The organism is Ensifer sp. SSB1 (genome assembly GCF_016652895.1).
Classification (GTDB): domain Bacteria; phylum Pseudomonadota; class Alphaproteobacteria; order Rhizobiales; family Rhizobiaceae; genus Ensifer.
In genome coordinates, this window is the sequence record NZ_JAEPRP010000011.1 from 1 (window position 1) to 20,247 (window position 20,247).

The 20,247-nt window shown below is 63.0% G+C and carries 22 protein-coding genes; 3 read left to right on the forward strand and 19 right to left on the reverse strand.

All coding sequences use genetic code 11. From position 1 onward, the window contains the following. Nucleotides 1–66: 66 nt before the first annotated feature. Complete coding sequence (locus I8N66_RS04505) at nucleotides 67–513, forward strand: MarR family transcriptional regulator (protein ID WP_113536782.1); 447 nt, start codon at nucleotides 67–69, stop codon at nucleotides 511–513. Nucleotides 514–572: 59 nt separating this feature from the next. On the opposite strand, the gene I8N66_RS04510 is transcribed toward I8N66_RS04505, so the two are convergent. The 5 genes from I8N66_RS04510 to I8N66_RS04530 all read right to left on the reverse strand — a co-directional run bounded on the left by I8N66_RS04510 (nucleotide 573) and on the right by I8N66_RS04530 (nucleotide 4,621). Further along, nucleotides 573–1,316, reverse strand: a complete 744-nt coding sequence (locus I8N66_RS04510; protein WP_113536726.1) for a class I SAM-dependent methyltransferase — start codon at nucleotides 1,314–1,316, stop codon at nucleotides 573–575. 12 nt (nucleotides 1,317–1,328) lie between these two features. Continuing rightward, nucleotides 1,329–2,891, reverse strand: a complete 1,563-nt coding sequence (gene guaA, locus I8N66_RS04515; protein WP_291150167.1) for a glutamine-hydrolyzing GMP synthase — start codon at nucleotides 2,889–2,891, stop codon at nucleotides 1,329–1,331. 112 nt (nucleotides 2,892–3,003) lie between these two features. Beyond that, nucleotides 3,004–3,642 carry a 5'-methylthioadenosine/S-adenosylhomocysteine nucleosidase gene (locus I8N66_RS04520; protein ID WP_291150170.1) on the reverse strand — a complete coding sequence of 213 codons (639 nt, stop codon included), beginning with the start codon at nucleotides 3,640–3,642 and terminating at the stop codon, nucleotides 3,004–3,006. Then, complete coding sequence (locus I8N66_RS04525) at nucleotides 3,639–4,091, reverse strand: PaaI family thioesterase (RefSeq protein ID WP_113536723.1); 453 nt, start codon at nucleotides 4,089–4,091, stop codon at nucleotides 3,639–3,641. The genes I8N66_RS04520 and I8N66_RS04525 overlap by 4 nt, the downstream gene beginning before the upstream one ends. A 77-nt stretch (nucleotides 4,092–4,168) precedes the next feature. Further along, a complete protein-coding gene (locus I8N66_RS04530; protein ID WP_291150173.1) occupies nucleotides 4,169–4,621 on the reverse strand; it encodes a TspO/MBR family protein in 453 nt (150 codons plus the stop codon). A gap of 83 nt (nucleotides 4,622–4,704) precedes the next feature. Between I8N66_RS04530 and I8N66_RS04535 the strand changes: the two genes are divergently transcribed. Then, on the forward strand, nucleotides 4,705–5,259 hold the full coding sequence (locus I8N66_RS04535; RefSeq protein WP_113536721.1) for a GNAT family N-acetyltransferase: 555 nt from the start codon (nucleotides 4,705–4,707) through the stop codon (nucleotides 5,257–5,259). Nucleotides 5,260–5,304: 45 nt separating this feature from the next. Here I8N66_RS04535 and I8N66_RS04540 read toward each other — a convergent pair whose 3' ends face one another. From I8N66_RS04540 to I8N66_RS04585, 10 genes are all read right to left on the reverse strand, one after another. Beyond that, a complete protein-coding gene (locus tag I8N66_RS04540; protein WP_291150312.1) occupies nucleotides 5,305–6,393 on the reverse strand; it encodes a DUF1513 domain-containing protein in 1,089 nt (362 codons plus the stop codon). Between the two features lie 79 nt (nucleotides 6,394–6,472). Then, nucleotides 6,473–7,462 (reverse strand): magnesium transporter CorA family protein, encoded by a 990-nt coding sequence (locus I8N66_RS04545; RefSeq protein WP_113536720.1) that lies wholly within the window; start codon nucleotides 7,460–7,462, stop codon nucleotides 6,473–6,475. A gap of 208 nt (nucleotides 7,463–7,670) precedes the next feature. Further along, nucleotides 7,671–8,786 (reverse strand): imelysin family protein, encoded by a 1,116-nt coding sequence (locus tag I8N66_RS04550; RefSeq protein WP_291150177.1) that lies wholly within the window; start codon nucleotides 8,784–8,786, stop codon nucleotides 7,671–7,673. Beyond that, on the reverse strand, nucleotides 8,786–10,315 hold the full coding sequence (locus tag I8N66_RS04555; protein ID WP_291150179.1) for a di-heme oxidoredictase family protein: 1,530 nt from the start codon (nucleotides 10,313–10,315) through the stop codon (nucleotides 8,786–8,788). The genes I8N66_RS04550 and I8N66_RS04555 overlap by 1 nt, the downstream gene beginning before the upstream one ends. A gap of 49 nt (nucleotides 10,316–10,364) precedes the next feature. Further along, nucleotides 10,365–11,645: an imelysin family protein gene (locus tag I8N66_RS04560; RefSeq protein WP_291150182.1), complete on the reverse strand. Its 1,281-nt coding sequence runs from the start codon at nucleotides 11,643–11,645 to the stop codon at nucleotides 10,365–10,367. Nucleotides 11,646–11,834: 189 nt separating this feature from the next. Then, nucleotides 11,835–13,124 carry an RsmB/NOP family class I SAM-dependent RNA methyltransferase gene (locus I8N66_RS04565; protein WP_113536716.1) on the reverse strand — a complete coding sequence of 430 codons (1,290 nt, stop codon included), beginning with the start codon at nucleotides 13,122–13,124 and terminating at the stop codon, nucleotides 11,835–11,837. Between the two features lie 136 nt (nucleotides 13,125–13,260). Continuing rightward, nucleotides 13,261–13,635, reverse strand: a complete 375-nt coding sequence (locus I8N66_RS04570) for a septal ring lytic transglycosylase RlpA family protein (protein ID WP_113536715.1) — start codon at nucleotides 13,633–13,635, stop codon at nucleotides 13,261–13,263. A gap of 461 nt (nucleotides 13,636–14,096) precedes the next feature. After that, nucleotides 14,097–14,972 carry an SDR family oxidoreductase gene (locus I8N66_RS04575; protein WP_291150188.1) on the reverse strand — a complete coding sequence of 292 codons (876 nt, stop codon included), beginning with the start codon at nucleotides 14,970–14,972 and terminating at the stop codon, nucleotides 14,097–14,099. Further along, nucleotides 14,960–16,132 (reverse strand): tRNA epoxyqueuosine(34) reductase QueG, encoded by a 1,173-nt coding sequence (queG, locus tag I8N66_RS04580; protein WP_291150191.1) that lies wholly within the window; start codon nucleotides 16,130–16,132, stop codon nucleotides 14,960–14,962. The genes I8N66_RS04575 and queG overlap by 13 nt, the downstream gene beginning before the upstream one ends. A gap of 10 nt (nucleotides 16,133–16,142) precedes the next feature. Further along, nucleotides 16,143–16,835: a glutathione S-transferase family protein gene (locus tag I8N66_RS04585; RefSeq protein WP_113536712.1), complete on the reverse strand. Its 693-nt coding sequence runs from the start codon at nucleotides 16,833–16,835 to the stop codon at nucleotides 16,143–16,145. 162 nt (nucleotides 16,836–16,997) lie between these two features. Here I8N66_RS04585 and I8N66_RS04590 point away from each other — a divergent pair, with 162 nt between their 5' ends. Then, entirely contained in the window at nucleotides 16,998–17,804 is an 807-nt protein-coding gene (locus I8N66_RS04590; protein WP_291150193.1) for an undecaprenyl-diphosphate phosphatase, read from the forward strand. 208 nt (nucleotides 17,805–18,012) lie between these two features. On the opposite strand, the gene I8N66_RS04595 is transcribed toward I8N66_RS04590, so the two are convergent. The 4 genes from I8N66_RS04595 to I8N66_RS04610 form a co-directional block, all read right to left on the reverse strand. Then, entirely contained in the window at nucleotides 18,013–18,174 is a 162-nt protein-coding gene (locus I8N66_RS04595; protein WP_043615437.1) for a hypothetical protein, read from the reverse strand. Nucleotides 18,175–18,412: 238 nt separating this feature from the next. Next, the gene (locus I8N66_RS04600; protein ID WP_291150198.1) at nucleotides 18,413–19,393 is read right to left on the reverse strand and encodes a complex I NDUFA9 subunit family protein; all 981 of its coding nucleotides are present in this window, start codon (nucleotides 19,391–19,393) and stop codon (nucleotides 18,413–18,415) included. A gap of 121 nt (nucleotides 19,394–19,514) precedes the next feature. Beyond that, nucleotides 19,515–19,802: a DUF1330 domain-containing protein gene (locus I8N66_RS04605; protein WP_113536709.1), complete on the reverse strand. Its 288-nt coding sequence runs from the start codon at nucleotides 19,800–19,802 to the stop codon at nucleotides 19,515–19,517. Between the two features lie 116 nt (nucleotides 19,803–19,918). Beyond that, nucleotides 19,919–20,247: orotidine 5'-phosphate decarboxylase / HUMPS family protein (locus I8N66_RS04610; protein WP_291150202.1), on the reverse strand; the 329-nt coding region annotated here is incomplete at its 5' end.

The window sequence follows — 20,247 nt, forward strand, 5'->3', positions numbered from 1 at the left end:
ATACTTATTATCGCGATATTGATTTTCGCGGCAGGAAACCCCTCAATGCGCCGCAAGGAGGCTGAGATGCCGGAAGAACCGACTACGCTGCCGCTGGACAGCCAGCTCTGTTTTTCGATCTATTCCGCGTCGATCGCCATTAACCGCGTCTACAAGCCGATGCTCGACGCGCTCGGCGTGACCTATACGCAGTATCTCGTCTTGAGCACGCTCTGGGAAAGGGATGGTCTGACGATCTCGGCGATTGCCGATCGACTGGGCCTTGAATCGAGCACCATCACGCCGGCCGTCAAACGGCTGGAGGCCGCCGGTTTCCTCGGCCGGCATCGCAGCGTCACCGACGAGCGACAGGTGGAGGTTCACCTTTCGGCAAAGGGACGCGGCCTGCATGTGAAGACCGGTTGCCTGACCGATGCCCTGCTGGAGAATTCGGGCTTCACCGTGCCGGAGATGATCGACCTCAACGAACGGGTCCGGAAACTGCGCGATGGAATGCGCGACGCGGTGAAATAGCGGCGACACGCCTGCGTGGATTTTGAAGGGTGGAAGCGCGGTGCCGGCCTACGGCGAGCCTAGCGCAGCCGGCCGATCGGAATGATCTCGGGTTCGGAGGCTCCGAAAGGCCTGCCGTCCCAGCCGCCAAGCCAGGTTTCGACCACAAGTCCGGCTTCGTCGATCATCGCGACCAAGTCTTCATGGGACGGGAAGGCGATTTTCGACCGGGCCGTGTATGCGCGTCCGTCCGCTGCGACCCGATAAAATGTTCCATACTCCACGACGCCCGTGGCCGGGTCGTGCTGCACATCGTTCCAGGCGAGGACCTGGCCGAGGACCGGATGAACGATATCCCGTTCGGAACCGGCCGGCGTCCATTCCCGCCATTCCTCGACCAGCGGATTGCGGCTGTCGAAGATGAAACGCCCGTCGGGCGAGAGATGCGCGGCGATGGTCTTGAGTGCGGCGAGTTGATCCTCTCTGGTGAGGAATACCTGGAAGGCATGGCCGCTGAGCAGCACCATGTCGAAGGCCTCGCCTAGGCGGATGGTCCGACCGTCGCCCTCGGCCCAGCGCACCCGGTCACCACCGGGCCTCTGCCTTGCGACATGCAGCATTGCGGCCGCCGGATCGACGCCGACGACGCGCTTGCCCTTTTCCGCCAGCGCGGCTGTCAGCATGCCGGTGCCGCACCCGAGATCGAGGATCGAGGTGCGGCCCGCGGCCATGGTCTTCAGATATTCGGAATCGGCGGTCCAGCCGTTCTCGATGTCGTAGAATTCTACAAGCCCCGGATCGTTATAGAGCTGGTCTGACGGCATCGAGACGACTGCTTATTCCCACTCGATCGTGCCCGGCGGCTTCGAGGTCACGTCGTAGACGACGCGGTTGATGCCGCGGACCTCGTTGATGATGCGCGTTGCGGCGCGGCCGAGGAATTCCATGTCGTAGTGGTAGAAATCTGCCGTCATGCCGTCGACCGACGTGACGGCGCGCAGCGCACAGACGAACTCGTAGGTGCGGCCATCGCCCATGACGCCGACGGTCTGCACCGGCAGAAGCACGGCGAAAGCCTGCCAGATGGCGTCGTAGAGGCCGGCCTTGCGGATCTCGTCGAGATAGATCGCATCCGCTTCGCGCAGGATTTCGAGCTTTTCGCGGGTGATGCCGCCCGGGCAACGGATGGCGAGGCCCGGACCCGGGAAGGGGTGGCGGCCGATGAAGCTGTCGGGCAGGCCGAGCTCGCGGCCGAGCACGCGCACTTCGTCCTTGAAGAGTTCGCGCAGCGGCTCGACGAGCTGCATGTTCATGCGTTCGGGCAGGCCGCCGACATTGTGGTGCGACTTGATCGTCACCGACGGGCCGCCGGTGAACGAGACGCTTTCGATGACGTCGGGATAGAGCGTGCCCTGAGCGAGGAAGTCCGCGCCGCCGAGCTTCTTTGCCTCTTCCTCGAACACTTCGATGAACAGGCGGCCGATGATCTTGCGCTTGGTTTCCGGGTCGCTCTGGCCTTCCAGTTCGCCGATGAAGCGGTCGGATGCGTCGACGTGCAGGAGGTGCAGGTTGTAGTGCTCCTCGAACATCGCAACGACGTTCTTCGCCTCGTCCTTGCGCATCAGGCCGTGGTCGACGAGGATGCAGGTGAGCTGGTCGCCGACGGCCTCATGGATGAGGAGTGCGGCGACCGAGCTGTCGACGCCGCCCGAGAGCGCGCAGATGACCTTCTTGTCGCCGACTTGGCGGCGGATCGCTTCGACCGCCTTGGCGCGGTAGGCCGACATCGACCAGTCGCCCTTGATGCCGGCGATCTTGTGCACGAAGTTCGAAATCAGCTTGGCGCCATCGGGCGTGTGCACCACTTCCGGATGGAACTGCACGGCGTAGTACTTGCGCTTCTCGTCGGCGATGAAGGCGAAGGGAGCATTGGCCGAGGTTGCGACGACCTCGAAACCTTCGGGGATCGCGGTGACGCGGTCTCCGTGCGACATCCACACCTGGTGGCGCGAGCCGACCGACCAGAGTCCTTCAAACAGCGGGCAGTCCTTCTCGACTTCCAGGAAGGCGCGGCCGAACTCGCGGTGATGGCCGCTTTCGACCTTGCCGCCGAGCTGGGCGCACATGGTCTGTTGGCCATAGCAGATGCCGAAGACGGGCAGGCCGGAATCGAAGATCGCCGAGGGTGCGCGCGGCGAGCCGATGTCGAGCGTGGAGGCCGGGCTGCCGGACAGGATCACGGCTTTCGGCTTCAGTCGCTGAAAACCTTCTTCCGCCGACTGGAACGGCACGATTTCGCAATAGACACCGGATTCGCGGACGCGTCGGGCGATGAGCTGCGTCACCTGGCTGCCGAAGTCGACGATGAGAACGGTGTCGGGATGGGCTGTCTGGGTCATTGGAAGCCTTCAAACAAGCTTGATCATGGCGAGCCTTTAATGAAAGGCCGCCATCAGCGCAACGATTCAATTGCACCCGGACAATTCCGGGGTTTCAGAGCGGGATGGGCATCTAGAGCCGGATCACGCCGCTCGAAACCGCATTCTCCATCCGGTCGATCACATCAGCAAGTTTCTCGTCGATGATGTGGAGATATTCCGTCCAGTCGTTGACGTGCTTAAGCTCCGCCTTGCCGTCGGAAATGCCGCGAAGCGCAATCAAGGGAACGCGGAAGGATTGGCAGGCGCGTAAGACCGCGAAGGTCTCCATCTCGACCATGTCGGCGTCGATTGCGTCATAGGCTGCGCCCGAGACGATGTTGGCGCCGGTCGAAAGCCGCGCCTCCGGCACACCAGGGATGCGCAACGACAGCGGAACCACGGCAGGCAGGTCGAGAAAGGGCGTTCTCCCCTTCTCGAAGCCGAGCGGCGAGGCATCCATGTCGCGGTAGCCGACGGAGATAGCCTGGTAGACTTCCGTCTGTTCGAGCTTGGCTGCACCCGCCGAACCGAGGGAAACGACGAGATCGGGCAGTGCCCGCTCGGCCGTGAGTTCGGCAAGCGTGCGCGTCAACACGACGGCCGCCTCGACCGGACCGACACCGGTCATCAGCGGCTTGATCCGTTCTCTAAGGTGCGGGCCGTATTCGGCATCCACGGCCATGACGTAGAGGACCCTGCGTCCGGCGACGTCCTTGACGGCACAACTCATCCTTCGATACCTTCGCGTCCGCGCACCACCATCATCGTCCCCGTCATCGACGCGATCAGCTTTGCCGGCCCATCGGAGCGGATCGCATAGCCGCGGCCGTCGGAAACGATGATCGTCGAGCCGGGCTTGGTGACTTCGCCGCGGAACAGGAAGCGCTCGCCGCGCCCTGGCGAAAGCAGGTTGACCTTGAACTCGATCGTCAGGATCGAGGCATCCGGGTCGATCACCGAATACGCCGCATAGGTGCCGGCCGAATCCAGTGCCGCCGAGATCACGCCCGCATGCAGGAAACCGTGCTGCTGCGTCAGCTTCTCGTCGAAGGGCAGCTCGATCTCGACCGTGCCCTGTTCGACGAGCGTCAGCTCCGCGCCGATCGTGCGCATCGCCGCCTGCCGCGCAAAACTGTTGCGGATGCGGTTTCGGAAATCGGGGGGATCGCGGTCGTCCATCAGTCCATAGGGCCTTTATTGTCGATGGCATCATTATGCCTGCCGGACAGTGGCATGGTCGTGAAGGTCCGACAAGTTCAATTCATGAGCAAAATCGCGCTGTTGAGTACCGTCGCAAACGCAACCCAGGCGAGATAGGGAAGGAATAGCAGGGCCGAAATGCGGTCCTGCCGCCAGCTTGCGATGACGAAGCCGGCAACCCCGATCAGGAGCGCGATGATGACGATCAGGGCCGAGGAAATGTCCTGCATCCCGAAGAACAGCGGCGACCAGAGGAAATTGAGGATCATCTGCGCCAGCCACAGCCGCATGGCGGTGGTGCGGCGATGGTCGAGAAACATCCGGGCTCCGACAATGCCGATCATCACGTAAAGGATCGACCACACCGGCGCGAAGACCCAGTTCGGCGGATTGAAGGCTGGTTTTGCCAGCGACTGGTACCATTCTCCGGGGATGTTGTTGTAGCCGATGAGAAGACCGAGGCCGAGAACGGCGGCGACGAAGACGATGTACACGATGGTTCTGTTCATGGCTTCGACAGATAGAACAGACTTTCAGCCTTTCCATGGGGCAGCCGTTTTGAAGCCACGATGTGCCACCTATATCATGGGCCATGAAGAGCTTCAGACGCATCGATATCCGACCGGCCGGGCCGGATGACATCATGATGATTGCCTCCGTCATCGTCGAAAGTTGGCGATCGACGTTTCGTGGGCTGATTTCCGACGCATTTCTCGATGGCATGAGCGTCGAGGAACAGGCGCTGCGCCATGCAAGGCGCATGCGCGTCGCCGATGTCTTTCATATGGTCGCAGTCGACATGAGCACGAACAGGGTGATCGGCTTTGCCAATTATGGAAAGGCCCGCTCGATGCCTCAGCGGTTCGATCGTGAGCTCTATGCGCTCTACATCCTCAAGGAATTCCAGGGTGCTGGCATCGGCTCGGCGCTGGTGCGCAGCGTTGCCGGCCACTGCCGGGAGCTGGGCGGCAAGTCTCTGTTTGCCTGGGTGCTTTCCAGCAATCCGAACCGGGCATTTTATGAGCACCTCGGTGCGGTCGCCGTCGGCCAGGGCCAGGTTAGCCTCGGCGGCGAAAACCACGAGCAGACGGCCTATCGCTGGGACGACCTGGTTAAGCTCTCCGGCGCGGGTCGCTTTTCCGCTTGAGGGAGTTGAGACGCGAGATGTCTACGAATTCTTGCCGGAGTTGCTTCAGCTGCGGCCGAGCCGGACGATGTGCTGGTCCCAAGCGACCCGACTCTGGCTATCCTTGAAGTGGCCGTCATAGGAGGAGACGGCGAAGCCGTGATCGGCGCTGGCAACCCCCGCCGCATCGGCGACGCGTTCTTCCTTCAGCACCGAGCCGCTCCGGGCATCGAGCGTCACCGCCACGCCGCCCTTCGGCGAAGTCAGTCCGATCAGCCCCTCATGCCGGTTGACGGCGATCGCGCCGACATAGTTCGCCAGCGCTTCCGTCGTGCGGTCGGGCAGCGACAGGAATTTCAGGTCCTCGCCTTTGGAGAAGGATCCGACGAGCGGCGGCAGGTCGTTGCGCGCGCCTTCGTACTGGCAGGCGAACCAGATCTCACCCTTCGGGCCGATATCGACATGCCGGGTCGAAAGGCGGCTGAGATCCTCAGGCAGGCGGTGCTTCTGCACGAGCGCGCCGGTTCGCGTATCGACCAGCGTCAGGCTCGGCTCCATATGGTCGAGATTGAGCTTGGTACGGCCGAAATCCGGATGGGTCTCGATGCCGCCATTGGCAATCGCCAGCAGTTTCCCATCGGCGCTCAGCGTCATGTCGTGCGGGCCGATGCCATAGGTCGGGAATTCGCCGATGCGGGCGAAGTTGTCGGTGCCGTAATAGATGCCGACCATGCCGCGATTGGCGGCAAAGTCGTTTTCCGTGGCGTAGAGCAGCTTGCCGTCTGCCGAGAAGCAGCCGTGCCCGTAAAAATGCCGGCCGTCGGTTGCGGCGATCACCACCGGCTCGGCCGCTCCGTCGGGCGAAAGGATCATCGCATAGGTGCCGGGCCTGCGGGCGAAGGCGACGGCGCGGCGGCTGACCGGCGAATAAGCCATGCCATGCGCGCGTGCCGGCAGCGCGGTGCGGTCGATGATGTCGCCGGCCTCCGTGAGCGTCGCAACGCCATAGCTCCCATCCGGCGCCATGAAGGCCGAGGCAAAGACGGCATCGGCTCTGCCAAGGGCGAAGGCTCGGTCGGGCAAAAGGCTCGCCACCCAGGCCGCGCCCGCCATTTTCAGGAAACTGCGCCGGTCGATCAGGCCCGTGGCCGCCATCATGCTGTCGTCTCCACCAAGGCATTTTCAGGCAGGCGGCGACGCCTGGCGCCGCCGCTTGTATTAGCGAACGACGTGGTCAGAGCCAGCCCCGCCGCTTGAAGTAGAAATAGGGCACGATTGCCGAGATCACCATCAGCATCAGTGCCGCAGGGTAGCCGAACTCCCACTGCAGCTCCGGCATCACGCCGAAGTTCATGCCGTAGATCGAGGCGACCAGTGTCGGCGGCAGGAAGACGACGGCGGCGACAGAGAAGATCTTGATGATCTGGTTCTGCTCGAGATTGATGAGGCCGAGCGTCGCGTCGAGCAGGAAGTTGATCTTGTTCGACAGGAACAGCGCGTGATCGCCGAGCGATGTCGCGTCCCGCTGGATCAGCTTGATCCGCTGCCGGCTTTCCTTGCCCGCCTTGCGCGGCCCCATGCCTTCGAGCGCCACGTGATAGGCGACGAGCCGACCGATGCTGACGAGGCTCTCGCGGATGACCGTCAAAAGGTCGCCCTTCTGGCCGATCTGCTCGATCAGCGACTGCAGGTCGCGCGTCTTCTTGGTGGCGCTGGCATTGGTCTTGCGGAACACTTCGCGCGAGATCGCGTCGACCTCGCTGCCGGCGCGCTCCAGCGCGTCCGCCGTGCGGTCGATGATCGCCTCCAGCAGACCCAGCATCACCAGTTCGCCGCTCTCGCAGATCTGGCCGTTCGCCTTCTGGATGCGGTTGGAGAAGGTCTGGAACGGCTTGGGGTCGGCATGGCGGACGGTGACCAGCGTCGTGCCCTTGAGAATGAAAGTCACCGGAACCTTGACCGGATAGTCGCTGTCGAGCTTGGCTGTCGCCGTCATCGTCATGAATTCGGCGCCGGCCTCCTGGTAGAGTCGGTCGGAAAGCTCGATTTCCTGCATCTCGTCGCGGGTCGGAATCTCGATGCCGAGCTGCCCCTCGACGAGGCGCGTTTCCTCGACGGACGGATTGAAGAGATCGAACCAGATGGCCGGCGTCGGCGAGGCGATGCCGTCAAGCATATCGACGAGCACGAGGTGGCTGTTCTGGCTTTTGTAGATGCGCAGCATTTGGGGCTCCATAGGGCGAGTCATCCGACCGCCTGAAGCCCTGATCAAATCAGGACCGGACGGTCGTGAGCGTGAAGGCTCGACTTCGACTGTCGGGGTTCATTGGGAGTTGGTCCTTGTGGTGAAACGTGCCCGCGAGAGCGGACACGGAAAGCGCTTTGCGCCTAAAAGCCTTGATTGTCAACACTCTGCCAGCGCGGCCGTTTTGTCAGTCGCCGTCGGCGAAGGAGAACCCTGCGCCAAGCCCGATCGCGCCGCCGAAATCGTTGTTCAGGCGGTTGAGGAGGTCGTTGGTATTGAGCGACAGAAAGGCGAGCTTGGCGCGCTTGTCGTCATCAGTGAGTGCGGCGTCGATCGGTCCATCGATGTTGCCGGCGATGCTGATCACCGACTTGAAGACGAAGTCGGCCGATCCCGCCACGGAGCGGCTGTCTTCCGGCAGCAGGCTTTGCATGTCGGCGGCATCGAACAGCGTCTTCAGGCCCCGCACGTTGGCGGCGATCGAGGCCATGGTGTTGCCGGAGCGCCAGTAGATCGCGAGCTTCGGATGCCCCTTGTCGTCCTTGCCCTCGTAGAAAGGCTTCAGCCGCTGGTCCTTCACCGTCTCGACGCCATGGACGAGAATGCCGAGCAGCTCGGTGGCAGCCTCGCGGTTGTCGCGGAATTCGGGATTATCAGGGCCTGGGTGTTTCCAGGCGGCCTGGATGCCGTCGGGCTTCTGCCAGGCCGCCAGGAACTCGTTGGCGATGGCGTCGAGATTCTTGGTGATCGCAAGGCCGTAGCGGCAGCGGAAGTCACCTTCCTTGTTCAAAAGCGTCTCGGCGCCCGTGCCGTAGAGCACGTATTCGAGCGCGCCGAGGCCTTGCGCTGCGACGCTCTTGCCCTTGAGCCTGGCTTCGTCCGCCGCGCTTTCGTCCTTCTTCAAAACGATCGCCTGCACCTGCTTCAATCCCGTGCTCTTGCGATCGGGGTAGAAGAGGAAACGCTCGAAGCGGTTCTGTTCGAGGGCCGGGCCAAGCCGCACGACCTCGATCGCCGACCAAGCGCCAACCAGGTCGGAGAACGCCCGCTGCGCGTTCTGGAGAGCCGGCTGCGACGGCATCTCGCAGAGCTTGGCCGTCGCCTGCGTCGCGGCCGCGGTCTTTTCCGTGAGCTTGCGATAGCCCGGGATGATGAAGTCGTCGACGGCCTTGGTCATGACGGTGGGCACGGCGGCCTCGTTGACGACGCGCGGCGAGAGTGCGCTTCCTTCCTGGGCCATTGCGGGCCATGCGGCCGTCAGTGTCAGGGCGAATGCAAAAGTGAGCGTATGTTTGGGGGACATCAGAGAGACTCCAGGAAGGCAAGGAGATCGCGGCGATCGCTTGCGGCAAGGGCGGCGAAAGCGTCTCGGGCCTTCTGCCCTTCGCCGCCATGCCAAAGGATCGCTTCAGTGAAACTGCGTGCGCGTCCGTCGTGCAGCAGGAAAGTGTGCCCACTGACGGTCTTCGTCAAGCCGATGCCCCAAAGCGGCGGCGTGCGCCACTCACTTCCGCTTGCAACGCCCACCGGCTGCCCGTCCGCGAGCCCTTCGCCCATGTCGTGCAGCAGGAAATCGGAATAGGGCCAGATCAGCTGGAACGACTGCGCCTTGTTGGCCGCGTCGCGGCGGGTGACGAATTTCGGCGTATGGCAGCTGGTGCATCCGAGATCGTAGAAGACCTTCTTGCCGCTGAGCGTTTCGGCAAAGCTCGCCTTGCGTCGCGCCGGCACGGCAAGGTTCTCGGAATAGAATGTAACAAGGCCAAGCACCGGATCGGGCGCCTCGGTCGGCCCGAGGCGCGCCTGCACCCCGGTTGCCATCGTCAGGCACTTTGTCTGGGCCGGCGTGCAATCGCCATGCGGCCGGTCGGCGTCCGGGGAAGAGATGCCGATATCGGTGGCGAAGGCATCCGCGCTCTGCTGCCGTACGGTGGCGTTCTGCGCCTTCCAGCCGAAGCGACCGAGCATCAGCGTGCCGGTCCTGGCATCCCGCGTCCGCGCCGGTCGGCCGCTGATCCCGTCGCCATTGGCGTCGTCAGGATCGGCGAGCGCCAGAATATCCGCCTCGTGGATCGCCTCGATCAGGCCGAGCCCGATCATCGGCTGCGCTACGCGCGGCGAGAGCGTTGTCGCCGGATCGAGCGGTCCATAGGCGAGGTCCGCCACCGTGTAGCTCGGCCGGCGCAGCGAAACCGTCTCGCCGTCGGGGAAGGTGAAGGGTTCCTCGGTGTAGCTGACCTTCAGATGCCCTTCAGCCGCAAGGCCGGGCACGGCGCTATCCTGAAGCTGGGCGCCATAGACCGGGTCCGGGAAATTCACGACCCGATGTGTCTCGACCAGTCGGCGTTCCTCGTCGTCGCGCGGCGGGCGCGCCAGGCGGAAGAACATCGACGTCGTATCGTTGGAGCCGGCGGGCGGGCGACCGCGCCCATCCTTCAGGTGACAGCTCTGGCACGCCCGCGCGTTGTAGAGCGGACCAAGGCCGTCGGAGGCCTGGGTGGAAGACGGAGAGGAAACCCAGAGCTTGCGAAACAGCGCATTGCCGAGCTTGAAGCCTTCTTCTTCCTGGAAAGTGAGATTGGCCGAGAACTGCGAGAAGCTGTCGGCGTTCACAGGCGCGATCGAGGTCGCAGCCCCACCGGACATGGCCTCGAAGCTTTCCGCCTTGGAGAAATCATCGGTCGGCCGCGTCACCGCTCCAACGCGGTTACGATCGGCAGTGTTGAGGTCGGTGCGTTCCGTTGGGAGGTCGTCGCCGGCAGCGGCGGGCAGCGCCGTGGAGAGCGCCTGAGCAAGAAGCAGAGCGAAAAGGCGAGAAGCGCCAGGATTCATCGGTGGAGGACCGGGCCGCACCGGTCTCGATGCGGCCCGCCTTTTCAGCTTATTTGAAGACGGCGTTAGGATTGTCCAGGCTGTCTGAACCTTCAAGCTCGATCGTGCCGAGATCGAGCGACGCAATGACGCGCTGCACGGTCTTCGCCTGGGCGATCAGGCCGTCGATCGCGGCCTGAATGGTGGCGTTGCCCTCGGCATTGCCTTCGCCGATCATCTGGTCGTAGGCCTCGGTCGTTTCCGCGCGCTTGGCCATCGCCTGCATCTTCTCGACCGTGGTGGCGAGGTTGCCCGCCATCTCCTTGTCGAGCGCGGCATCCTTGGCCGCGACGAGTTCGGAGAGCGACGGGCCGGTCATCTTCGTGCCGTCGACGCGTGTGTATTCGCCGGTATAGGCCGACTGGATGCCGATCGCGTCATGCAGATGCGAGTTGTGCGTGTTGTCGGAGAAGCAATCATGCTCTTCCTCCGGATCGTGCAGGAGCAGGCCAAGCTTCATGCGCTCGCCGGCAAGTTCGCCATAGGAGAGCGAGCCCATGCCGGTGAGGATGGCGACGAGGCCGGCCTTCGGATCGGCCTCGACCGCCTTGGTCGCGGCGCCGTCCGGCGTCCAGTTTGCGAGCATTTCCTTGAGGTCGGCGACGAGGAGCTCGGTAGCGGCCTTCAGGTAGGCGCCGCGGCGATCGCAGTTGCCACCGGTGCAGGCCTTGGTGTCGTAGTCCGTGTAGGGGCGGTTGCCGGCGCCGGCCTTGGTGCCGTTCAGGTCCTGGCCCCAGAGCAGGAACTCGATCGCGTGGTAGCCTGTCGCGACGTTCGCCTCGATGCCGCCGGCTTCCTGCAGCGTTCCCGCCAGGAACTCCGGCGTAATGTTGGTGGCATCGACGTCCTTGCCGTCGATCTTGATCGTCTTGTTGGCGATGACGTTGGCGGTGAAGAGCGCGTTCTCGTCGCTTTCGCTGCCGTAGCTCGGGTCGACATAGTCGATCAGGCCTTCGTCAAGCGGCCAGGCGTTGACCTTGCCTTCCCACTCGTCAACGATCGGGTTGCCGAAGCGGTAAACTTCGGTTTCCTGGTAGGGGTTGCGGGCCTTCTTCCAGGCGTCGCGCGCGGCCGTCAGCGTTTCCTCGCTCGGCGTCGCGATCAGCGCGTCGATCGCCTTGTCGAGGGCTTCTGCGGTCGTCAGCGCATCTTCGAACTTGGCGTGGGCGACGGCGGTGTAGTGCTTCACTACGGCGGCGGCGTCGGTTGCGGCGTGGGCCGGCTGCAGGGCCAGCGCCGACGTTGCCGTCATGAACGCCAGCGTGGCGCCGCGGATGAAATTCTTGGTCATGACCCTCTCCTGTTGCTTCCTTCGGCACAGCCGAGCGAACCCGCAAACGCGGTGTCGTTCAGGCGTCGGGCCATGAGAAAAGGCCCCAGCCGGGCCCGCTTCTCATGAACGAAAACTAAACTTGTGTCAAAGTGTATAGTTTAGAACGTTTTCAATCTGATGCCGGCCTTCGGCGGCCTGCAAAGGGCCTTAGCCCTTGCGTTGCATCAGGCAGAAGAAGAAGCCGTCCGTGCCGGTCGAGGCGGGCGTCAGCGTCACGGTCTTCATGTCGGCCGACCAGGGCTGCGGCTTGTCGGTGCCGAACAGCGTTGCCCAGATATCGGCCGCCGACAGGATCTCGAATTCCGGATTGTCTTCGCAGAAGCCGTAGACCTGCGCCTCGTTTTCCTCCGGCAGAACCGAGCAGGTGACATAGATCAGGTGGCCGCCAGGACGGACGAACTGTGCGGCACTCGCCAGCGCCTCTTCCTGCTGGGAGATGCGTTCTTCGAGGTTCTTCTGGTTGAGCCGCCATTTGGTGTCGGGGCGACGGCGCCAGGTGCCGGTTCCGGTGCAGGGGGCATCTACCAGCACGCGATCGAAACGGCCGGCCAGTGGCGCGAGGCTGTCTGCGGACTCGTGCACCTGGACATTGCGGGTGCCCGCACGCTTCAGCCGCTCGATGATCGGCGCGAGGCGCTTGCGGTCGGTGTCGTAGGCGTGCACCTGACCCTTGTTGTTCATCGCCGCCGACATGGCGAGCGTCTTGCCGCCGCCACCGGCGCAATAGTCGAGCACCTGTTCGCCTTCCTGCGGGTAGGCGAGATCGGCGACGATCTGCGAGCCCTCGTCCTGCACTTCGAACCAGCCCTTCTGGAAGGAAAGCTCAGCTGTCACGTTCGGCAGACGCGAAGCGCCTTCGCCGGCGGGAATGCGGATGCCGTTGCGGGCGATCGTCGCGGCCTCGGCGCCGCTGCGCTCCAGCGCCTTCAGCACCTTGGCGCGCGAGGCTTTCAGCGTGTTGGCCCGCAGGTCGAGCGTCGGCCGGCCGGCGAGCGCTTTCGCTTCGTCGAGCCAGTCGTCGGAGAAGTTCTCTTCGAAGGAGGCCTGCGTCCACTCGGGGATATCGCCCTGCACATAGGCGGGCGCGTCTTCGAGCCTTCGCGTGGTGAAGGCCTGCATGCGTTCGGCGGAAGGTGCTTCCGGCGCGAACTTGTCGCCGTCGAGTTCGGCCGCGAGCTTGTCCGGGGTGAAGCCCCATTGCCGGTACATCACGGCATGGCCGAGGGCCGACGCGCTGTCGCTGTCCATCAGGTAGGCGTGGGAGAGCTTCATGCGAAGGGCGTCGTAGACGATGTTGCCGATCGCGGAACGATCGCCGGATCCGGCGAAACGGTGGGAGAGGCCCCAATCCTTGAGCGCGTCGGCGACCGGGCGCTTCCGCTTTTCGATATCCTCAAGAACCTCAATGGCTCCAGCGAGCCTGCCGCCCAAACGCATCTTCGATCAACTCCTTTTTCGCCGTGGTAGCGGCGATGGCATCGAAGAGCAAGACGGCGGCGAAGATTAACCGCTTAAGAACGGTCTTTCTCAAGTAAACCCACCCGACCATTGGCCGGATGTCAGTATTTCAGGATCAGGAGTTGACGACGCGATAGCAGACGCTGGCGGTGCCGGAGCGGACCATGCCGATCTGCGAGGCTGCAGCCTTGGAAAGATCCATGACGCGACCGCGAATGAACGGTCCGCGGTCATTGATCCGAACGACCACGGTCTTGCCATTGCGCTTGTTGGTGACCTGAACCTTGGTTCCGAATTTCAGGCTACGATGGGCGGCAGTCAGGTGCGCGGCATTCATCCGCTCGCCTGAGGCGGTCTTGGAGCTCAGCGCATACCAGGATGCGCCGCCGCAGCCGGCGCCGGCTGCATGGCTATCGGAAACGGAAACGAGACCGATAGCGGTCGTAAACAGCGCTGCAGCGGCAGCAGTCTTGATCTTCGCTGGCGTCAAACTGGCGATCCCCTCGGTCAAAACACTTGGTTAAAAACTTCTAAGAACCGCTAATTAGGGCGAAAAATGGCAAAAACGTGCTTCAACCATTTACACTCTATTAGGATTTATTAAAAAAGGACGAAAATTCAAAAACGAAGATCGTTTGAAATAGTTTAAACGGAGCCGGGAAGTTCTTTGGAATCAGTGGTTGAACGCTGACAGCCTTCCGCACGCAGGCGCAACTCAGTGGTAAACGAAAAATTTCATTAAAAATTTCGAATTGGACGAAATTTCCGGAATCCGGATGGTCGAAAAATCTATACTAGCGCAGAGGTTGCATTTAATTCGTCAAGTATCGAAGGAATATCCAGAGAATGTCACAATTCCGGCGGCGTTTCCGTCGCCAATACTGATGAGCAGACTATCGGCATTCTATAAGCATTTCGGATTATGTTATTGAATAAGCGCCGAGTTGCGTTTCAAGCGTTGCGCCAGGCACCGGATTTCCAGAGCTGCGCAAGCGAAACGCGATAATCGGGATACGCGAACTCGAAACCGGTGGCGCGCATGCGGGCGTTCGAAACGCGTTTGTTCTCGCCATAGAAGGAGCGGGCCATCGGCGACAGTTCGGCCTGCTCGAAGGGCGTCTCCGGCGGAGGTTCGACGCCCATCAGCCGCGCGGCTTCGGCCACCACGTCCTGCGGCGGCGCCGGCTCGTTGTCGGTAATGTTGAAGACGCCGCTCGTACCGTTGTTGGCGAGGAACAGAGACGCGGCCCCGATATCCTCGACGCGGATGCGGTTGAACACCTGACCCGGCTTGATCAGGCGTCGGGCCGTGCCGTTTGCGAGATTGCAGAATGCGTTGCGTCCTGGACCGTAGATGCCGGCGAGCCTTAGTACGGCGACCGGGATGTTCCGCCTTGCGCCGAAGGCGATCCATGCGTCCTCCGCTTCCACCCGCTCGACCGAGCGGGCAGAGACCGGTTTGCGCAACATGTCCTCGGTGACCCATTCTCCGCCATGGTCGCCATAGACACCCACCGTGGAGAGATAACCGATCCATTCGAGGTTTGGCGCGAGCCGTGCGAGATCCGGGGTGGAAGCGCGGAACATCGGATCGCCATCGCGGCCGGGCGCGATCGACTGGATCAGGTGGGTCGCCTGGCCAAGTGCGGCAGCGAGTTCGGCGGAGATCGTTTCACCGTCGAAGAGGATCGGGCGGATGCCGGCCTTTTCGAGCTTTGCCGCCTTCTCCTCGGTGCGGGTGGTGCCGACGACGCTTGTCGCCGTCGGAGCCATGGCCCGCGCGATTGCCATGCCGGAGTAGCCGGCGCCAAGGATCAGGACTTGCATCGGCTCACTCCCGCCATCTGCCATTCGTTGAGGACGTCTTCGTCGGTCTCTGGCTCGCATTGTTCGGCAAATTCCGCAAGCGCTGCGGGCGCGACCAATCGTGACAGCGCCCAGACCGCCATTGCCCGCACCACCGGCGAGGCGTCACCGATGCGCGCCTTGACGGCAGCGACAAGTGCCTGGTCGCCGGAGTTGCCGGCGGCGATCAGCACGTTGCGTACGAAGCGGTCGCGACCGATCCGCTTGACCGGCGAGCCCGAGAACACGCTGCGGAAGGCGGGGTCGTCGAGATCGAGCAGACCGCCGAGCCCCGGCGCCTTCAGATCGTCGCGCGCCTTCAGCTTCATTTCGGAAGCCGCCTGCGCGAACTTGTTCCAGGGACAGGCGGCGAGACAGTCGTCGCAGCCATAGATGCGGTTGCCCATCAACGGGCGAAGGTCCGGGTCGATCGGCCCCTTGTGCTCGATCGTCAGGTAGGAAATGCAGCGCCGCGCGTCGATCTGATAAGGCGCAGGAAACGCATTGGTGGGGCAGGCATCGAGGCAGGCGCGGCAGGAGCCGCAATGGTCCCGTTCCGGCGCGTCGATGACGAGTTCGGCCGTGGTGAACAGGCTGCCCAGAAACAGCCAGGAGCCATATTCGCGGCTGACGAGGTTGGTGTGCTTGCCCTGCCAGCCGAGGCCGGCCTTCTCCGAAAGTGGCTTTTCCATCACCGGGGCCGTGTCGACGAAGACCTTGACGTCCTCGCCGGCGCGCGCGGCGAAACGGGTCGCCACTTCCTTGAGCTTGCCCTTGATGATGTCGTGATAGTCGCGGTTCTGGGCATAGACCGAGATCGCGCCGCGGTCGGTTCTTTCGAGAATCCCGCGCGGATCCTCTTCTGGCCCGTAGTTCATCGCAAACATCACCACCGAGCGCACGTCGCTCCAGAGCGTGCGCGGGTCGGAACGGCGTTCGGCCGTTTCGGCGAGCCACTCCATCGTGCCGTGGAAACCGTCATCGAGAAAATCTCGGAGCCGAGCCGGCGCTTCGGGAATGGCGTCCGGCCGGGTGATGCGACAGAGATCGAAGCCCTTGTCTGCCGCTTCGGCCTTCAGGAATTCGGTCAGCTTCAGCCGCCGTCGTTCCCCATTTTCAGCCTTGGCAGCGATGCCGGGCACAGCTTCAGCCTCAGAAGTCGAGGTCCGCATAGTGCGGAACCGGGGTCACGCCGCGCACACGCTCGGAGAGCAGCGGGCGGAAGGAGGGGCGAGACTTCAGCCGCTGGTACCACTCCTTGGCGGTCGGGGCATCCGACCAGTCGATCTCGCCGAGGTAATCGAGCACGGACACTGTCGCAGCCGCTGCAAGGTCCGCATAGGAGATGCGGTCACCGGCAAGCCATGTGCGCGAACCGGCGAGCCAGGAGAGATACTTCATATGCTGGCGGATATTGGCGCGCGACGTGCGCAGGATCTTGCTGTCCGGTGCGCCGCCGCCCTGGTCCGGCGTCATCTGCAGCTTGAAGATGCGTTCGCGCACCAGCGGCCGGGTGACGTCCGCTTCCATCTTCTGCAGGAACCACTCGACCAGGCGGCGGATTTCCGCGCGCTGGAACGGGTCCTCGGCCAGAAGCCGGCGATCCCGCTTCATGATTCCGTTCGTCTCGTCGAGATATTCCGAGATGATCGTGGCGCCACACAGCGCCCTCATACTGTCGTCAACATAGACCGGTAGCGTCCCGGCCGGGTTCAGGGCCAGGAAGTCGCGCCGGTTCTCCCAGGGCTGCTCCTCGGACAATTCCGTCTGATAGCCATATTCCGAGAGGATAAGGCGAACGAAGCGTGAAGCGGAGGACATGGGGTGATGATACAGTGTCGGCATCGATGATCTGGCTTCTCAGCGTCTTTTTTCTGGGGGCGTCAGCGTGGCGGCGCAAGCGTCTGGCCACGGCTCCTGTGATAAAGCTATAGAAATTTGTGGTGGCAAACACAAGCGAATCAGCCTTTTCCTCCCACTCCAAAACTTGTCAGGAAAATCTCATACATGGCGGATCAATCGATCATCAGCGCGCTCGTCCTCGGGCTCATCGAGGGCTTGACGGAGTTTATCCCTGTCTCGTCGACGGCGCATGTCCTCCTCGCCGGCCACTTCCTCGGTTTCAAGTCGCCGGGCAACACCTTCGCCGTCCTCATCCAGCTCGGCGCCATTCTGGCGATCCTGCTCGTTTATTTCCAGAAGCTTCTGTCGATTGCGCTGGCGCTGCCGACGAGCATCAAGGCGCGTCGCTTCGTCCTGTCCGTGCTGATCGCCTTTCTGCCGGCAGCCGTCATCGGTGCGATCGCCCATGATTTCATCAAGACGGTGCTGTTCGAAACGCCTGTCCTGATCTGCGTCGTGCTGATCGTCGGCGGCTTCATCCTCTATGCGATCGACCATCTGCCGCTGAAGCCGCGCTACACAGACGTGATGGACTATCCGCCGTCGCTGGCGCTGAAGATCGGCCTGTTCCAGTGCCTGGCGATGATTCCCGGCACCTCGCGTTCCGGCGCCACGATCGCCGGGGCCTTGCTTATGGGAACCGACAAGCGCTCGGCTGCGGAGTTCTCCTTCTTCCTGGCGATGCCGACCATGCTCGGCGCCTTCACACTGGACCTCTACAAGAACCGCGACGCGCTCTCCTTCGACGACTTCACCCTGATCGCCGTCGGCTTCATTGCGGCGTTTGTCGCCGGCGTCTTCGTCGTGCGTTCGCTGCTCGACTTCGTCTCGCGGCGTGGGTTCACGCCCTTCGCGATCTGGCGCATTATCGTCGGCACCGCGGGCCTGATCGGCCTCTGGCTGCTCGGTTGAGCGGCATCATCAACGGCCCAAACGAAAAAAAGGCGCGTCTCGGACGCGCCTTTTTCTTTGCCCTCGGCTTTCTCCGGGCTCGGGCCGGCCCTAAAAACAAAGCCGCGTGCGTTTCAAGGTGAAACGCACGCGGCCACTGGCCCCCGCCAATAACTTTAAATGCCCCAAACGCAATTCCAGGAATTGCGTGATCCAGAGGGCGCCGGCCTCAGTTGCCGGAAAGATCGATCGATGCCGTCGTGCACGGATCGACGCCATAGGCCGGCGCACAATCCTTGCCGCTGCTGGCGACCGTGTTCGGCGCCATGAATGAGCCAGCCAGAATGATCAGTGCCGCACACGCAAAAAAGATTGCGATCGACTTGCCCATGGACGCTATGCCTTTCGAGATTGATGCTGCCGCCGCCGTCATGCCTTGCGATCGGGGCGCGAGGCGGTGTTTAGTCGCTGGATATGACATGATCAATATCAGGACATGTTGAATTTGCGGTAAATGCCATTCGCTTTGTTAACTGCGGCAGAACTGCAACGCTGTTGCCTGGATACCACAGAAAAACGGCCGCCGGTGGTACCGGCGGCCGTTTTAAAAGAGTTGGCTTCGAAGCCGATCAGGCGGCGCGGCCGCTGCGGGTATACTGGCCCTGCGGGCGATAGCGCACGAGATAGGTCGGCAGGATCGGCTCCAGCATCGTCGGATCGATGCCGATGCCGGCGAGCGTGCGTCCTTCCGAAACCGCCTTTGCCGAGACGACATTGTCGGATTTCAGCAACACCACCTGGTCGGCGGTGAGCGGCGGCGTGACGAAGGGCACCATCGAGGCGATGCTGCCGATGAAGGACGCGACGCCGAAGGGAAGCGAGACGAGCGGACGCTTGCGGTCGATCGTGTTGAGCATGATCTCGAGACAGTCGCGGAAGCTCAAGACATCGGGGCCGCCGAGTTCGTAGATCTTGCCCTTGGCAATCTTGCCGTCGACGGCGCGCGCGACCGCCTCGGCGACATCGGTCACATAGACGGGCTGGAACTTGGTGTGGCCGCCACCGATCAGCGGCAGGACCGGCGAGAAGCGAGCCATGTCGGCGAACTTGTTGAAGAAGCCGTCCTCCGGTCCGAAGACGATCGACGGACGCAGGATAATCGCGTCCGGCTTCGTTTCCAGGATCGCCGCCTCGGCACGGCCCTTGCTGCGGGCGTATTGCGACGGCGAGGACGCGTCCGCGCCGATCGCCGAGATGTGCGTCAGCGTTGCGCCGACGCTGCGCGCCGCTTCCGCAACGGCACGTGCGCCGAAATCCTGGACGGCGTCGAAGGTGTTGCGGCCGCTCTCGAAGAGCACGCCGACGCAGTTGATGACGTGGTCGGAGCCTTCGACGGCGCGGTCCACCGACTTGCGGTAGCGCAGGTTCGCCTGCACGAAGGAGATCTGGCCGACATTGCCGAGCGGTTGCAGGTGACCGGCAAGGTCAGGCCGGCGAACGGCGACGCGAATGCGGTAGCCGCGCTTGGCGAGCGCGCGCACGACATGACGGCCGACGAACCCGGATCCGCCGAAAATCGTCACCAGCGGCGGAAGGTTGGACAAGGTCATGGGAAACGCACTCCTGATCGCAGAGGAAAGAATTGATTGCTACATAGCCCAACAGCCGCGAGAGGTGAAGGCCAATCCACGCGGCTTGTCGGGTCTGTCGGAAGATGATGATGGCGGGTCGTCAGACGCCTTCGACGACGACCATCTCGGCGTCGGCGACTTCCTGGCGGATCGCGGCGGCAATCTGGTATTCGGGTGAGTTGTAACAGTCGACTGCGGCCTGCAGCGACGGAAACTCGATGACGACGTTGCGGGCGCGCACGCCGCCTTCCAGGCGCTGGTGTTCACCGCCGCGCGCGAGAAAATTCGCGCCGTATTTCTCGAAGGCTGGCTTTGCAGCCGCCACATAATCCTTGTACCGCTCGGTATCGCGGACATCGACCCGCGCGATCCAGTATCCCTTGGCCATTTTTGAGCTCCTCGTCTTGCGGCGCTGAAGGCTGACGGGAGTGTTACTTCCGGCAAATTTGGGTCGAGGTCAAGCGGATCGGCACACGCGCAGCGGTGTGGGGAGCGTTCCCCGCGTCAGCGCGCGAGTGCGCCGTCCATTTCCGCGAGGATTGCGCGCGCGGCGGCGAGCGGCTCGGCGACTGCGACGATTGGGCGCGCGACGACGAGATGACTGGATCCGGCCTTCAGGGCTTCGGCCGGCGTCATCACCCGCTTCTGGTCACCCTTGTCGGCGCCGGCAGGGCGGATGCCCGGCGTCACCAGCGCCATGTTCGGGCCGATGATCTTGCGAACCGCAGCCGATTCTTCTGCCGAACAGACGATGCCCCCCATGCCGGCCGCGCGCGCCTGTTCGGCCCGGCGCAGCACCAGCGTGTGTGGATCGTATTCGTAACCGGCGTCGA